The organism is Kitasatospora sp. NPDC056184 (assembly GCF_042268405.1).
In the GTDB taxonomy this organism is placed as follows: Bacteria; Actinomycetota; Actinomycetes; order Streptomycetales; family Streptomycetaceae; genus Kitasatospora.
This window is the reverse complement of sequence record NZ_JBHJUI010000021.1, coordinates 95,407-110,263: the sequence shown is the minus strand read 5'-3', so window position 1 is coordinate 110,263 and position 14,857 is coordinate 95,407. Positions and strand designations below refer to the sequence as shown.

At 75.0% G+C, this 14,857-nt stretch carries 12 protein-coding genes; 1 reads left to right on the top strand and 11 read right to left on the bottom strand.

Annotated features, from left to right (window positions below; all coding sequences use genetic code 11):
• Positions 1-138: 138 nt before the first annotated feature.
• From mycP to ACFC0B_RS31555, 3 genes are all read right to left on the bottom strand, one after another.
• Positions 139-1,500 carry a type VII secretion-associated serine protease mycosin gene (mycP, locus tag ACFC0B_RS31565; protein ID WP_376093547.1) on the bottom strand — a complete coding sequence of 454 codons (1,362 nt, stop codon included), beginning with the start codon at positions 1,498-1,500 and terminating at the stop codon, positions 139-141.
• A gap of 101 nt (positions 1,501-1,601) precedes the next feature.
• Positions 1,602-3,269 carry a WXG100 family type VII secretion target gene (locus tag ACFC0B_RS31560; RefSeq protein ID WP_376093544.1) on the bottom strand — a complete coding sequence of 556 codons (1,668 nt, stop codon included), beginning with the start codon at positions 3,267-3,269 and terminating at the stop codon, positions 1,602-1,604.
• 43 nt (positions 3,270-3,312) lie between these two features.
• A complete protein-coding gene (locus ACFC0B_RS31555) occupies positions 3,313-3,837 on the bottom strand; it encodes a hypothetical protein (protein WP_376093541.1) in 525 nt (174 codons plus the stop codon).
• 411 nt (positions 3,838-4,248) lie between these two features.
• Here ACFC0B_RS31555 and ACFC0B_RS31550 point away from each other — a divergent pair, with 411 nt between their 5' ends.
• Positions 4,249-6,255 carry an FUSC family protein gene (locus ACFC0B_RS31550; RefSeq protein WP_376093538.1) on the top strand — a complete coding sequence of 669 codons (2,007 nt, stop codon included), beginning with the start codon at positions 4,249-4,251 and terminating at the stop codon, positions 6,253-6,255.
• A 17-nt stretch (positions 6,256-6,272) separates the two neighbouring features.
• Here the strand turns inward: ACFC0B_RS31550 and ACFC0B_RS31545 are convergent, their stop codons facing one another.
• The 8 genes from ACFC0B_RS31545 to rsmI all read right to left on the bottom strand — a co-directional run bounded on the left by ACFC0B_RS31545 (position 6,273) and on the right by rsmI (position 14,834).
• Positions 6,273-8,111: an ABC-F family ATP-binding cassette domain-containing protein gene (locus ACFC0B_RS31545; RefSeq protein WP_376093535.1), complete on the bottom strand. Its 1,839-nt coding sequence runs from the start codon at positions 8,109-8,111 to the stop codon at positions 6,273-6,275.
• A gap of 155 nt (positions 8,112-8,266) precedes the next feature.
• Positions 8,267-9,202, bottom strand: coding sequence for a 4-(cytidine 5'-diphospho)-2-C-methyl-D-erythritol kinase (locus ACFC0B_RS31540; RefSeq protein WP_376093532.1), 936 nt, complete (start codon positions 9,200-9,202; stop codon positions 8,267-8,269).
• Between the two features lie 10 nt (positions 9,203-9,212).
• Positions 9,213-10,109 (bottom strand): 16S rRNA (adenine(1518)-N(6)/adenine(1519)-N(6))-dimethyltransferase RsmA, encoded by an 897-nt coding sequence (gene rsmA / locus ACFC0B_RS31535; RefSeq protein ID WP_376093529.1) that lies wholly within the window; start codon positions 10,107-10,109, stop codon positions 9,213-9,215.
• A gap of 28 nt (positions 10,110-10,137) precedes the next feature.
• Positions 10,138-10,377 (bottom strand): hypothetical protein, encoded by a 240-nt coding sequence (locus tag ACFC0B_RS31530; RefSeq protein ID WP_376093526.1) that lies wholly within the window; start codon positions 10,375-10,377, stop codon positions 10,138-10,140.
• 39 nt (positions 10,378-10,416) lie between these two features.
• Positions 10,417-11,295, bottom strand: coding sequence for a TatD family hydrolase (locus ACFC0B_RS31525; protein WP_376093523.1), 879 nt, complete (start codon positions 11,293-11,295; stop codon positions 10,417-10,419).
• Positions 11,296-11,314: 19 nt separating this feature from the next.
• A complete protein-coding gene (metG, locus tag ACFC0B_RS31520) occupies positions 11,315-12,934 on the bottom strand; it encodes a methionine--tRNA ligase (protein WP_376093520.1) in 1,620 nt (539 codons plus the stop codon).
• Between the two features lie 290 nt (positions 12,935-13,224).
• A complete protein-coding gene (locus ACFC0B_RS31515; RefSeq protein WP_376093517.1) occupies positions 13,225-13,674 on the bottom strand; it encodes a hypothetical protein in 450 nt (149 codons plus the stop codon).
• Positions 13,675-13,952: 278 nt separating this feature from the next.
• The gene (gene rsmI / locus ACFC0B_RS31510) at positions 13,953-14,834 is read right to left on the bottom strand and encodes a 16S rRNA (cytidine(1402)-2'-O)-methyltransferase (protein ID WP_376093514.1); all 882 of its coding nucleotides are present in this window, start codon (positions 14,832-14,834) and stop codon (positions 13,953-13,955) included.
• Positions 14,835-14,857 lie beyond the last annotated feature (23 nt).

Genomic DNA, 14,857 nt, shown 5'->3' with positions numbered 1-14,857 from the left:
CCCCAACCCTGGCGACCCCGCCACACCCCCGACAGCGCCCACCCGAGTGACACCCGCGCCCCGCCCCGCGCCTGCGCCCCCCGGAGCCGCCCGCCCGCCGGACGGCCACCGCGGGCGCCGACCCGGCCGCCGGGCGGGCTACTTGGCGTAGGGGTTGTCGCTCGGCGGAGTCGGCGGCCCGTACGCCGGCGGAGGCGGCACGGCACCCGCCACCGCCTGCCGCGGGGGCCTCGCGCCCCGCCGCCGCACCACCACCACGACCACCGCGGCGACCACGGCCAGCCCCGCGACCACCGCCACCACGACGGGCACGGTGCTCCCCGACCCGGAAGCCTTCTCGCCCACCGGCTCCTGCTGCGGCACCGGCGTGGCCGCCTCCCCGGGTACCGGCGCGGCGGACGCGGAGGCCGAGGGCGTCGCCGCCGAGGGAACGGCGGAGGCCGACGGCGCGGGCTGCGCGACCGGCTGCTCCTGGATCGGGTACACATCCGCCGGCCCCGGATCCCCCGGCTCCGTCAGCGCCACCCTCGGCCGGACGATGCCGTACCCGAGGGCGTCGTTCCGCTGGGCCCCGTCGTCCGCCTTGCCCGCGGTGTTGAGCAGGACCCGGGCCACCTGGTTGGCCGTCCAATCGGGGTGCACCGCCCAGAGCAGAGCCGCCGAGGCCGAGACGAGCGCCGTCGCGTCCGATGTGCCGTGCCCCTTGCAGTAGCCGGACGGCCCGGTGCAGGCGTTGTAGATCTCGATTCCCGGCGCGGCGAGGTCGACCTGCGGACCCTGCTCCGACTCGGCGGTGACCGTACCGTTCCGGTCCACGGCTCCGACACCGATGACCCCGGGCGACGCCGCCGGGTACTCGACCGGGTTGCCGCTCTGCGCCGAGTTCCCGGCACCCGCCACGACCAGCGCGCCCTTGGCGGCCGCGTGATCGACAGCCGCCTTCAGCTCGGCCAGGTCCGCCGCCGACAGCGAAGCGGCCGACCTCGCCTGGGAGACGTTGATGACCTTCGCCCCCTGGTCGGCGGCGTAGACGATGCCCTGACCGATCTGCTTCAGGAACTCGGAGCCGGTCACGCCCGCGGAATTGTCGTTGTTCCGGATCTTGATCGGCAGCACCTTGGCCTCGGGGGCGAGCCCGTAGGCGCCGCTTCCGCCCATCCCCTTGCCCGAACCGACGATCAGCGCCGCCATCTCGGTCCCATGGCTCTCGGTGAACGACCCGACACCGCCGGGGAGCCCGCTGAAATCCTTACCCGGCAGCAACTGCCCCACGAGGTCGGGGTGATCGAGCTTGAAGCCGCTGTCGATCACCGCGACCGTGACGCCCTGCCCCTTGCTGACCCTCCACACCTCCGATGCCTTCATCGCATCGAGGTGCCACTGGTTCTCGCGGATCGACTCCGCCGCGGCCGGCGTTGCCCCGGCAACGGCGACCACCCCCGCAGCCAGCACCATCGCGGCGAACCCCCGCCCGCGCCCCCGTACGTTCGTCCGCCGCATCACTGCTCCCTCGTCACTTTCCCCGTCGGGCACGGGCAGTGCCCCGCGCAGGACTGCCCGGCCACCGGGTGTGGGCCCAGTGGCCGGGCAGTCGTTCCGCACTACTCAATCACGCCCGGATTGCTCCTCGGGGTACCGCTGGTCCAGGTCTCCTCGTCCTCGTGCAGGTAGTCGGCCCGCCGGCGGCGCTCACGCTCGCGCCGCTCCCCCGCGCCGCCCGTCATACCCGGACCCATCATGCCGTTCTGGCCCGGCCGCGCCGCGCCCTCGGCGGCCGCAGCCCCGGCCGCGGCCGCCCGGTTGCGCAGGCCGCTGCCGCCCGGGGTGAACTCCCCGCCGGCCCCCGGTCCCTGCGCCCCGCCGACCACGCCGCCGACGGTCGAGCTGTAGCCCCGACCGCGCGAGCCGCCGACCGCGCCACCACCGTGGCCGCCGCCACCGCCCGGGTGCATGCCGCCGCCCAATCCACCGAAGCCGCCACCGGGTGCGCCGGGCCGCCCCTGGGCCGCCTCGCGCGCCCCGAAGACGGTCCCGCCGCCGGTCGGCCCCGGACCACCGCTCTTCGCCGACGGGTTCCCGCCGCCGAAGGTGCTGGTCCGGTTCGGGGGAACGGGCCCCCCGCCGCCCTTCAGCGGTACGGTCCCACCGGTGAACGGACCGGTGCCGCCCATCGGGATCGGCCCACCACCGGGGAACGGGCCGGTCCCCCCGCCCGGAGTCCCCGGGTACCCGGGGCCGCCGCCCTGGGGGTACGGCGCCACGGGGCCGCCACCGCTCGGCCCCACCGGGCCGGTCTGCCCGGGCAGCGTCGGCACCGTCGGCAGGCTGTCCAGCCCGGTGCTCGGACGGTCCCCGGGGAAGGTGCCCGGCGGAATCACCGCGCCGGGCGTACTCGGGTCGCCCGGCAGCGGCACCGAACCGCCGCCGTGCGGCGGGATCGGCGTGTCGTGCCCCGGAGTCCGCGGCCCGTCCGGCACCGACACCGGCGGACGCGGCGTCACGGAGCCGCCACCACCGCCGTACCCGCCACCGCCGGCCGGGACGTAACCCCCGCCGCTGCGGCCGGTCCCCGTGTTCGGGGTCCGTCCGGAGCCACCGGATCCGGCGGAACCGCCGCCGCCGACCCAGACGTCCTCGCTGCCGCCGACACCGTCCTTGCCCCCGCCCGCCCCCGGCAGCTCGGGCAGCTTGAGCCCGTTCAGCTTGGCGGTCGCCGCCTCGTACGCCTGCCCCAGCTTCTCCATCTGGTGGATGGCTTCCTGGTGCGCGGTGTCCACCCGCTTCTGCGCCGCCGCGGCCTCCGCGTAGGAGACCCAGGTCGGGTCCTCCTTCTTCATGATCGCGTCGGTCGTCGCCGTCGGGTTGCCGAAACCGGCGATGCTCAGCGGCGAGGGCTTCAGGCACGGCTGCGCGGCGTGCCGCTTCACCGTGTCGATGTCCGTGGCCGGCACCTCCGGCACACCGGTCTTGGCGCCGCCCAGGGCCTCGCCGGCCTGGACCATCGCGTCGCCGGCCCCCTTGGAGTACTCGCTGATCATGGCGGCCGACTTGTTCAGGTTGCCGGCCCACGTCTTGAAGTTCTCGGCGGCCGGACCCTCCCACTGGATCTGGCCGACGTGGGCGGCCAGCGCCCGGCTGAGGTCGTCCAGCACCCGCCCGGCGTCCTTGAGCTGGTTGCCGCGGCCGGTCACCTTCGCCGGATCGCTGCCGGCGACCATCCCCTTGAGCTGAGGGTGGCCGATTCCCTCGAAGTTCGTTCCACCTGCCATCAGTTGCTCCCCGTTCCAACAAAGCGGACACGCGCGACGATCATCAGAACTTGCCCGTCACCGCCGGAGACCCGCCGGGTCCGCCGTCCGCGTTCTTCGCGACCGCGGTGACCGCCGCCGTCTGGTGCTCCTCGTTGCTGCCGTAGCTGCCCGCCGTCTGCGCGACCGCCTGGCTCATCTTGTCGATCTGCTCCGCGAACGCCTTCGAGAGCTGCGCGATCGCCGCGTGGGTCCGGTCGTACGCGGCCATCAGATCGGTCGACTCGTGGAAGCCGCTACCGAGGTTGCCCGCGGTCAGCTTCTGTTCCTTGATCTTGTGCTGCGCCGCCTCCGAGCCCTCCAGCGAGGCCAGCAGCGCGTCGACCTTCTTCTTGAACGCGGTCAGCGTGTCGAGCTCGATCTTGACGTCCTTGGAGCCGAACGCCGCCACCAGTGCGGTGGCGCTGACGTCGACCTGGACCTGTCCGACCGCACGCCCGATCCAACTGTTGTCGAGCGACCACGGCCTCACCTCGCCGTTGGGGCCGTCGGCCCAGCCCGCGCCGCCCGGTCCAGCCTCGCCTGGCACAGCAATCCACCTCTCCCCCGTACGCGGCGCGCCCCCGCAGGTCGACGCGCCGCGACACACCGTCAACTCCTCGGTCCCACCGCATGGTCGAACCGGCCGGACGGATGCGGGGTGTGGGCCCCGTCCCGCCCTGCCCGGCGAAACCGTCCGCCCCTCGGGACGGACGGCGCCTCGTTCATCGTAGCCACCGCCCCCGACGAACCGGCAGGGCCCACGGCCCGCTTGTACGCGATCGGTACGAACTCGACACGTGCGGGCCGGTGACGGCCGTTAGACTGGCCGGGTCCGGTCGTCCCGGACGCGACCTCATCTGCCGCGCAACGTCGCACAGCAGCGACCCTGGCCGCCCCCGCCCCGCCCGGTCCCGTACCGCCCCGGAGCCCGACGGCCCGCCGCGGATCGGATGGCCCCGTGAGCCGCAACCCCGCCGCCGAAGCCCCCTCGGCGGACGACCCTGCCGCGGACGCCCCCTGGTGGGCCCGGGCCGCCCGCCCGACCCGGCCGGCGCCGCCGGTCGCGCCGATGATGCGGGCCGCGCTCGGCATGGCGGTGGCACTGGCCGCCGGAGTGCTGGCGCACCGGGTGGACCTGGGGGTGTTCGCCGGGCTCGGCGCGATGCACACCACCATGAACGATCGGGTCGAGCCGGTGGGGCTGCGGGCCCGGCGGATCGCCACCGCGGTGTCCGCCTCGGCGCTGGGGATGCTGGTGGGCACCGCCCTCCAGCACGTCCGGGCCGACGCGCTCGCCCTGGGCGCGGCGCTCACCGTGACGGCCTTCGTCTCCGGGGCGCTGAGCGCGACGGGGCCGCGCGGCTCGGCGGCGGGCCTGCTGCTGCTCGTGTCCGCCGCGCTCGGCAGCGGCATGCCGCTGCCGCACCCGTGGTGGGCGGCGGCGCCGATGATGCCGGCGGGCGCCGCGCTGGTCCTGCTCCTCGGCCTGCTCCCGCTCCCGCTCCCGCCCCGCCGCTTCCCGCCGCGCGGACGCCGGGCGCCCGCGGCCGACCCCGTCACCCGGGCGCTGGCCGCCGCGTACGACGCGCTCGGCCGGATGCTCGCCGATCTGGGGACGCCGCGGGGCGCGGCCTCCCGCCAGGTGCTGACCGCCCGTCTGAACCAGCTCCAGGACGTGCTCCCGCCGCCCCGTCACCCCCACCGCGGCCATGCGATGTACCGGGCCGCGCTGGCGGCGACCGAGGCCGCCACCGGCCTGCTCTGGGCCTGGCGGCCGGTGCCGCCCGAGGTCGCCGCCGTCCCGGGCCGGCTGGCCCGGGCGGTGGAGCGCGGCGGCGGCGAGGTCGCGGTGCCCGACTGGGCGCCGGACACGCCGTCCCGGCGGGCCCTGGACGCGGCGCTGCGCGCGGCCGCCGGGACGGTGGCGGGCCGGGAGGCGGTGCTCGGCACGGCGCCGGTCCCGCCGCCGGACCCGTGGCGGCTGCGGGTGCGGCTGGTGTCGCCCGGCGCGGCCCGGTACGGGGCGCGGCTCGCGCTGTGCGTCGCGGTCGGCGCGGCGGTGACCGCCGCCCTGCCGCTGAGCAGGAGCTACTGGGTGCCGATGACGATCGCCTTCGTGCTGAAGCCGGACCTCGGTTCGGTGTTCCTGCGCGCGGTGAGCCGGTCGGTCGGGACGGTGCTGGGGGTGGCGGTGACGGCGGCGGTGCTGGCCCCGGCCGGCGGGCCGTGGGCGCTGGTGGCGATCGCCGCGCTCTGCGTGGCGCTGCTGCCCTACGCGACGGCGGCGCACTACGGGCTGAACACCGTGGTCATGACGCCGATGGCGCTGGTCCTGCTGCAGCTGGGCGGGCAGGACGGGGTGGCCGAGTTCCGGCCGCGGGTCCTGGACACCGCGCTGGCCAGCGCGATCGTGCTGCTGTTCGGCTACCTGCTCTGGCCCGAGCGGCCGCGGCACCGGATCGAGCCGCGCCTGGTGACCGCGACGACGGCGCTCAAGGCCTACCTGGGCTCGGTCGCACGGCCGGACGCCCCATCCCCCGACGGCTCGTCCGGCGGACCCGGCCCCGTCCCGGAGGCGGGCGCCGAGGTGTGGCTGCGCCGCACCGCCTACCGGGCGCTGGCCGACGCCCGCGCCGAGGTCGAACGGGGGCTGGCCGAGCCGCCCCCGGCCGGCCGGGCGGCCGCCGAGTGGCTGCCGGCGACCGCCGCCCTGGAACGGCTGAGCGGTGCGGTGGCGGCGTTCGCGGCGCAGCGCCGCTACGGCGGGCGGGTGCCGGATCCGGTGGAGGTGGAGCGGGTCGGCCGGGCGCTGGACGAGCTGACGGCCGCGGCCCGCGCGCACCGTCCGCCGACCCGGGCGGCGGTGCGGCCGACCCGCCCGCACGACCCGACGCGCAGCGCGCTGGGCCGTGCGGCGGACGAACTGGACACGCTCCTCGCCGGCACCCGCGGCGGAAGCCGCTGAGGCCGGGACGGCGCGGCTCAGACCTGCTCGGCGAGCTCCAGCCAGCTCATCTCCAGCTCCTCCTTCTCCTCCCGGACCGCCCGCAGCCGGCCGTCCAGCTCGGCGACCTTGGAGAAGTCGGCGGCGTGCTCGGCGAGCTGGGAGTGCAGCTTGGACTCCTTCTCGTCCAGCTTGGCGATCTGCCGCTCCAGCTTCTGCATCTCCTTCTTGGCCGCCCGCAGGTCCCCGCCCGAGAGCGCGGAAGCCCCGGCCTCGCCACCGGCCGCCGGCGCCGCACCGGGGACGGCGGCGGCCGAAGCCGCGGCGGCCGCGGCGGCGGCGGCCATCGCGGTCCGCCGCTCCAGGTACTCGTCGACGCCGTTCGGCAGCATCCGCATCCGCCGGTCGCCGAGCAGCGCGTAGGTCACGTCGGTGGTCCGCTCGATGAAGAAGCGGTCGTGGCTGATGACGACCATCGACCCGGGCCAGCCGTCGAGCAGGTCCTCCAGCTGGTTGAGCGTCTCGATGTCGAGGTCGTTGGTGGGCTCGTCGAGGAACAGCACATTGGGCTCGTCCATCAGCAGCCGGAGCAGCTGGAGCCGGCGCCGCTCGCCGCCGGACAGGTCGCCGACCGGCGTCCACTGCTTGTCCTTGCCGAAGCCGAACTGCTCGCAGAGCTGGCCGGCGCTCATCTCCCGGCCCTTGCCGAGGTCGACCCGGGAGCGGACCTGCTCGACGGCCTGCAGCACCCGGGTGGCCGGGTCCAGCTCGGCGACCTCCTGGGAGAGGTACGCCAGCCGCACCGTCTTGCCGACCTTGACGACCCCGGACGTGGGCTGGACGTCGCCCTCCGAGGCGTACGCGTCGCGCAGCGCGCGCAGCAGCGAGGTCTTGCCGGCGCCGTTGACGCCGAGCAGGCCGATCCGGTCGCCGGGGCCGAGCTGCCAGGTGACGTTCTCCAGCAGGAGCTTCGGGCCGGCCTTCACCGTGACGCCTTCGAGCTCGAAGACGGTCCGGCCCAGGCGCGCGTTGGCGAACTTCATCAGCTCGCTCTTGTCGCGCGGCTCGGGGACGTCGGCGATGAGCGCGTTGGCGGCCTCGATCCGGTAGCGCGGCTTGGAGGTGCGGGCCGGGGCGCCGCGGCGCAGCCAGGCGAGCTCCTTGCGGGCGAGGTTCTGGCGCTTCTGCTCCTCGGTGGCCTCGATCCGGGTGCGCTCGGCTCGCGCGAAGACGTAGTCGGAGTAGCCGCCCTCGTACTCGTGCACGGAGCCGTGCTGGACGTCCCACATCCGGGTGCAGACCTGGTCGAGGAACCAGCGGTCGTGGGTGACGCAGACGAGCGCGGAGCGGCGGTTCTGGAGGTGCCGGGCGAGCCAGGCGATGCCCTCGACGTCGAGGTGGTTGGTGGGCTCGTCGAGCACGATCAGGTCGGGCGAGCCGAGCAGCAGCTTGGCGAGGGCGATCCGGCGGCGCTCACCACCGGAGAGCGGGCCGATCACGGTGTCCAGGCCGTCGGGGAAGCCGGGCAGGTCGAGGCCGCCGAAGAGGCCCTCGATGATGTCGCGGATGCGGGCGTCGCCGAGCCACTCGTGGTCGGCCCGGTCGGCGATGACCTCGTGCCGGATGGTGGCGGCCGGGTCCAGCGAGTCGTGCTGGGTGAGGACGGCCATCTCCACCCCGCCGGCGTGGGTGATCCGCCCGCCGTCCGGCTCCTCCAGTTTGGCGAGCATCCGGATCAGGGTGGTCTTGCCGTCGCCGTTGCGTCCGACGACGCCGATCCGGTCGCCCTCGCTGACGCCGAGGCTGACCCCGTCCAGAAGGGCCCGGGTGCCGTAGACCTTCGTGACGGACTCGATGGTGGCGAGGTTGACGGCCACGTGTGCTGCGCTCCTGGGTTCGACGGTCCGGGCTCGGGCGGAGCCCGGAGCCTCCCAGCCTAGTGGGCCCGCCCCGGGTACCCGCGCGCTCGGCCGTCGGCCCGACCGGCCGCTACGAGCCGGACGCCGCGGCCTTCACCGCCGCAGCACGGCCGTCACGCCGCGACCACCACGGCCGCGCCGGGCACCGGCCCGTGGGTGGCGTGCGCGGTCCGGCAGCTGCCGGAGGCGCGCAGCGCGGCGGCGACGGCCTCGGCGGCGTCGGCGTCCTTGGCCAGGAAGGCGCAGGTCGGGCCGGAGCCGGAGACCAGCGCCCCGAGCGCGCCGGCCGCGGTGCCGGCCCGGAGGGTGTCGGCGAGCGCGGGGCGCAGCGACAGGGCGGCCGGCTGGAGGTCGTTGGCCAGCGCGGCGGCCAGCGCGACGGCGTCGCCGCCGGCGAGGGCCGCGAGCAGCGCGGGGTCGGCGTCGGGGGTGGGCACCTCGGTGTCGGCGGAGCCGGTGCCGGCCTCCTCGCGCAGGCGGTCGCACTCGCGGAAGACGGCGGGGGTGGACAGGCCGCCGTCGGCGACCGCGAAGACCCAGTGGAAGCCGCCGGTGACGGGCAGCGGCTCCAGGATCTCGCCCCGGCCGCGGCCCAGGGCGACGCCGCCGACCAGCGCGAACGGCACGTCCGAGCCGAGTTCGGCGGCCAGCTCCAGCAGCACCCCGGTCGGCGTGCCGAGCCCCCACAGGGCGTCGCAGGCGACCAGCGCCGCCGCGCCGTCGGCGCTGCCGCCGGCCATGCCGCCGGCCACCGGGATGGCCTTGGCGATGTGCAGGTGGACGTCGGGCTCGGCGAGGCCGTGCCGGGCGGCGAGCAGCCGGGCGGCGCGGGCGGCGAGGTTGCTGCCGTCCAGCGGGACGGCGTCGGCGTCCGGTCCGGCGCAGCTCAGGGTGACGCCCGTGCCGGGCTCGCCCGCCGTCGCGGTCACCTCGTCGCCGAGGGCGACCGCGAAGAAGACGTTGGCCAGGTCGTGGAAGCCGTCGGCGCGCAGGCCGCCGACCCCGAGCTGCACGTTGACCTTGGCGGGTACGCGGACCGTGACGCTCACGGGAAGTCCCCTACTCCGGCTTGTGTTCGGCGATGGCGGCGAACTGCTCGACGGTGAGCATCTCGCCGCGCAGCTTGTGGTCGATCCCGGCGGCGGCGAGCGCCTGCTCGGCCCCGGCGGCGGAGCCGGCCCAGCCGGTCAGCGCGGCCCGCAGGGTCTTGCGGCGCTGGGCGAACGCGGCGTCGACGACCGCGAACACCTCCTCGCGGCTCGCGGTGGTCCTCGGCGGCTCGCGGCGGACCAGCGAGACCAGCCCGGAGTCGACGTTGGGGGCGGGCCAGAAGACGTTGCGGCCGATGGCCCCGGCCCGCTTCACCTCGGCGTACCAGTTGGCCTTGACCGACGGGACGCCGTACACCTTGTTGCCGGGCTTGGCGGCGAGCCGGTCGGCGACCTCGCTCTGCACCATGACCAGGGTCCGCTCGATGCTGGGGAAGGTGGCCAGCATGTGCAGCAGCACCGGCACGGCCACGTTGTACGGCAGGTTGGCGACCAGCGCGGTCGGCGCCGGCCCGGGCAGCTCGGTGACCAGCATGGCGTCGCTGAACACCAGGTCGAACGCCCCGGCCTTCCCGGGCATCCGGGCGGCGACGGTGTCCGGCAGGTGCCGCGCCAGCACCGGGTCGATCTCCACGGCGGTGACGTGCCGGGCGACCTCCAGCAGCGCGAGCGTCAGCGACCCGAGCCCGGGCCCGACCTCGACCACCGCGTCCTCCCCGGTCACCTCCGCGGCCCGGACGATCCGCCGCACGGTGTTGCCGTCGATGACGAAGTTCTGCCCGCGCTGCTTGGTCGGCTTCACGCCGAACGCGTCCGCCAGCGCCCGGATGTCCGCGCCGCCGAGCAAGGGGGTCCCCCCGGCCGGAGGCTGGGGGCGGCTGTCAGAGGTGGGGTCGGTGGTGCTCACCCGCCAAGGATACGGGCGCGCGAGCCCCTCACAGCTCGACGACCGCCGCGAGGTCGATCTCCACGGGGAAGGGAACGGCCGTCCGCAGCACGCCCTCGTGCTGCGCGGCCGGCAGGTAGACGCCCTTCTCCTCGTCCCGGTGGAACTCGTGGACGATCGGGAGGTCGTCGATGCCCCGCTCGACCCGCCAGTAGTACGGGATGCCCTTGTCGGCGTACTGCCCGGGCTTGCGGAACCGGTCCGCAACCTGGGAACCGGGTGAAACCACCTCGACCGTCCTCCGGAACCCGCTATTCGTTCGACCGGATCAGTACCCGAAGGCCCGCGCCGTGTTCTCCGCGATCGCGGTGGCGAGCTCGTCCTCGGGCAGGCCCAGGGTGTCGGCCATCGAGCGGACCGTGACCGGGATGAGGTACGGGGCGTTGGGGCGGCCGCGGTAGGGGTGGGGAGTGAGGAAGGGGGCGTCGGTCTCGACCAGGATCCGGTCGAGCGGGGTGGCGGCCAGGGCGTCCCGCAGCGGCTGGTTGGCCCTGAAGGTGACCGGGCCGGCGAAGGAGAGGTACCAGCCGTGCTCGGCGCAGACCTTGGCCATGTCCGCGTCGCCGGAGTAGCAGTGGAAGACGGTCCGCTCGGGGGCGCCCTCCTCCAGCAGGACGGCGATGACGTCCTCGTGGGCGTCCCGGTCGTGGATCACCAGGGCCTTGCCGTGCCGCTTGGCCATCGCGATGTGGCGGCGGAACGACTCCTTCTGGATCTCCACCCCCTCCGGCCCGGTGCGGAAGTAGTCGAGGCCGGTCTCGCCGACCGCGCGGACCTGCGGCAGCGCCGCGAGCGCGTCGATCTCGGCCAGCGCCGCGTCGAGCGCGGCCTGCCCGCCCGGCTCCCGGCGCTGTCCGGACCAGCCGTCGGGATCGCCGAGGAAGATCCGCGGCGCCTCGTTGGGGTGCAGGGCGACGGCGGCGTGCACCTGCTCGAACCGGGCCGCCAGTTCGGCGGCCCAGCGCGAGCCCGGCACGTCGCAGCCGACCTGGACGACGGTGGCCACCCCGACCGAGGCGGCCTTGGCCAGGCCCTCCTCGGGAGTGCCGGACTGCATGTCCAGATGGGTGTGCGAGTCGGCGACCGCCACCGCCAGCGGGGCGGGCAGCGGCGGCGGGGTGGACCGGTCGTCGTCCTTCTTCGGCATCAGTCGTTCCTCTCCGGCCTCAGGAGGCCGGCTTCTCCTCAAGACGGGGGAACAGGATGTCGCCCTTGGTGACGGTGGCGCCGGCGGGCAGCCGGCCCCACTGCGCGGCCTCGGCGACGGTCTGCGCGGCGAGCGGACCCAGGCCCTCGGCGGCGCCGAGCGAGGCCCAGAGCTTCTCCGCGGTCGTCGGCATCACCGGGTTGAGCAGCACCGCGGTCGCCCGCAGCGACTCGGCGGCGGTGTAGAGGACGGTGGCCAGCCGGGCCCGGCCCGCGGCCGAGTCGTCCTTGGCGACCTTCCACGGTTCCTGCTCGGTGAGGTAGCCGTTGACCTGCTTGACGAAGTCGAAGACCGCCGCGATCCCGCCCGCGAAGTCCAGCTCCTCGCCGATCTTCCGGTCGGCGGCCGCGACCGCCGCCGCCAGGCCGTCCGCGACGGCCCGCTCGGCCTCGCCCGGCGCCGCCTCGGCCGGCAGCGCGCCGTCGAAGTACTTGCCGACCATGGCCGCCACCCGGGAGGCGAGGTTGCCGAAGTCGTTGGCCAGCTCGGAGGTGTACCGGGCGGTGAAGTCCTCCCAGGAGAAGGAGCCGTCGGTGCCGAACGGGATCGCCCGCAGGAAGTAGTAGCGGTAGGCGTCCACGCCGAAGTGCGAGGTCAGGTCGGTGGGGGCGATGCCGGTCAGGTTGGACTTGGACATCTTCTCGCCGCCGACCATCAGCCAGCCGTTGGCGACGACCCGCTTCGGCAGCGGCAGGCCGGCGGCCATCAGCATCGCGGGCCAGATCACCGCGTGGAAGCGCAGGATGTCCTTGCCGACGAGGTGCACCGACGCCGGCCACAGCTCGGCGAACCGCTCCGGGTCGGCGCCGTAGCCGGCCGCGGTGATGTAGTTCTGCAGCGCGTCCACCCACACGTACAGGACGTGCTTCTCGTCCCAGGGCAGCGGGACGCCCCAGTTGAAGGTGGAGCGGGAGATGGAGAGGTCCTGCAGGCCCTGCTCGACGAAGCGCAGCACTTCGTTGCGGGCCGACTCGGGGGCGATGAAGCCGGGGTTCTCGGCGTAGAACTCCAGCAGCTTCGGGCCGTACGCGGAGAGGCGGAAGAAGTAGTTCTCCTCCTCCAGCCACTCGACCGGCTTCTTGTGGATCGGGCAGAGCTTCTCGCCCTCGGCGGCGCCGTCGAGCAGTTCGGCGGGGAGCTTGTACTCCTCGCAGCCGACGCAGTACGGGCCGGAGTAGCCGCCCTTGTAGATCTCGCCCTTGTCGTACAGGTCCTGGACGAACTCCTGCACCCGGGCGGTGTGCCGCTCCTGGGTGGTGCGGACGAAGTCGTCGTTGGCGATCTCCAGGTGCTGCCAGAGCGGCTTCCAGGCCTCCTCGACCAGCTTGTCGCACCACTCCTGCGGGGTGACGCCGTTGGCCTCGGCGGTGCGCAGGATCTTCTGACCGTGCTCGTCCGTGCCGGTCAGGTACCACACCTTCTCGCCGCGCTGGCGGTGCCAGCGGGTCAGCACGTCGCCCGCCACGGTGGTGTACGCGTGGCCGAGGTGGGGGCGATCGTTGACGTAGTAGATCGGGGTGGTGACGTAGTACGCGGGAGTGGTGCCCCCGGTGGTGCTGTGCTCTGCAGTGGCCGCCATGGTCCGCAAGCTTAGGCCCTCTCTTCCGGATCACGCCGAGCGGGCGCCGCCGGAGCACGCACCTCGACGGCTTGTCGTCGGTCGCCGATGCTCCGCATGGACTCCCTCCTCCGCACCGCCGATGCACGCACTCCAACGACGCCCGCTGATCCGACGTGATCCGGAAGAGAGGACCTGGTCGCGCCCGCGGGCACCCCCCGACGGCGAGCGCCCGCGGGCGCCCTCCGACGGCGGGGGCCGGCGGCCCGGGGACCGCCCCGGAGCGCCGGCCCGCTGCCGCCCGGCGGCCGTCAGCCCCGCAGCCGCGCCCAGAACCGCGCCCAGCGCCCGCCCGCCGGGGCGGTGCGCACCGGCCGGCCCATCGCCGGCGACCCGGCCGGCTCGGCGTGCGCCGCGAACCCGGGGGCGTGCCGCACCGACTGGTCGGCGGTGCCCACCCGGCCCTCGCGCATGATCCGCACGGTGTGGCCGCCGCAGCCCGGGCAGGTCGGCTTGAGCAGCGGCGACGGCACCCGGACTCCGTTGGCGTGGTACTCGAACACGACGTGCCCGTCCCGGCCCACGTGGTGCTCGATGTCGTACGCCTGCTCCCAGCCGTACCCGCAGCTCAGGCACGCGAAGGAGTAGGCCTCCCGGACGGTCTCGACGGGAGTGTGCGTCCGGCCGCTCGGGCCGGTGCCGCTCGGGCCGGGGTCGCTCAGGGCGTTGCCACTGCGGGGGCTACCGATCGTCTCGCTCATAGCCGTCTCCCAGCGCCCGCCGGGCGCTCGCCCGGCTGGGTCTTTCCATCCCAGGAAATGCCCGGACCGCCCCCGGAGATGCCCGTCTTGTGAAGACTTGGAGGCAGGTTGGGAATCCCTATACGAAAGGGTGGGTCCTGTCCGGGAACCTCGACCGAAGCTTCAGCTCGACGGGCGTTTACCCGGGGCCTTCTCTCCACGGTACGCGCCCGCGCGCCATGCGGCACATCGCCGACGAACAGTGCGTACCCGCAGCTCAGCGGCTTGTCGCGAGCACTTCAGGAGGCTTCTCCGGGCGCGCCGCCGGGGGCCCGGCCGGCCGCGTTCTTGGCCGCCACGACCGCGTCGAAGACCTCCCGCTTGGGCAACGACAGTTCGGACGCGACCGCCGCGATCGCCTCCTTGCGGCGCTCTCCGGCCTCCTCCCGGACGGCCACCAGCCGGGCCAGCTCGGCCGGGGTCAGCTCCTGCGGCGCGGCCGGCGGCGCGCCCGCCACGACGACGGTGATCTCGCCCTTGACGCCCTCCGCCGCCCAGGCCGCCAGCTCGCCGATCGGTCCGCGCCGGACCTCCTCGTAGGTCTTGGTCAGCTCGCGGCACACCGCGGCCGGCCGCTCGGCGCCGAACGCCTCCGCCATCGCGGCGAGCGCCTCGGCGATCCGGTGCGGGGCCTCGAAGAAGACCATGGTGCGCGGCTCGGCCGCGATCGAGGCCAGCTGCCGGGCCCGGTCACCGCTCTTGCGCGGCAGGAAGCCCTCGAAGGTGAACCGGTCGACCGGCAGTCCGGACAGCGCCAGCGCGGTGAGCACCGCGGACGGCCCGGGCACCGCGGTCACCTTGACGTCGGCGGCGACCGCGGCGGCCACCAGCCGGTAGCCGGGGTCGGAGACGGACGGCATCCCGGCGTCGGTCACCAGCAGCACCCGGGCGCCGCCGAGCAGCGCCTCGACGAGTTCGGGGGTCCGCCCGACCTCGTTGCCCTCGAAGTAGGAGACCACCCGCCCGGCCGGGGTCACCCCGAGCGCCTGGGTGAGCCGGCGCAGCCGCCGGGTGTCCTCGGCCGCGATGACGTCCGCCGCGGCCAGCTCGGTGAGCAGCCGGGGCGGGGCGTCCGCGACGTCGCCGATGGGGGTGCCTGCCAGTACCAGTACTCCTGTCACGGACCCCATCCTTCCAGCAACCG

Coding starts and splice junctions, on each gene's coding strand:
- mycP (WP_376093547.1), bottom strand. CDS start 1,500: ATGCGGCGGACGAACGTACGGGGGCGCGGGCGGGGGTTCGCCGCGATG.
- ACFC0B_RS31560 (WP_376093544.1), bottom strand. CDS start 3,269: ATGGCAGGTGGAACGAACTTCGAGGGAATCGGCCACCCTCAGCTCAAG.
- ACFC0B_RS31525 (WP_376093523.1), bottom strand. CDS start 11,295: ATGCCGAAGAAGGACGACGACCGGTCCACCCCGCCGCCGCTGCCCGCC.
- metG (WP_376093520.1), bottom strand. CDS start 12,934: ATGGCGGCCACTGCAGAGCACAGCACCACCGGGGGCACCACTCCCGCG.
- ACFC0B_RS31515 (WP_376093517.1), bottom strand. CDS start 13,674: ATGAGCGAGACGATCGGTAGCCCCCGCAGTGGCAACGCCCTGAGCGAC.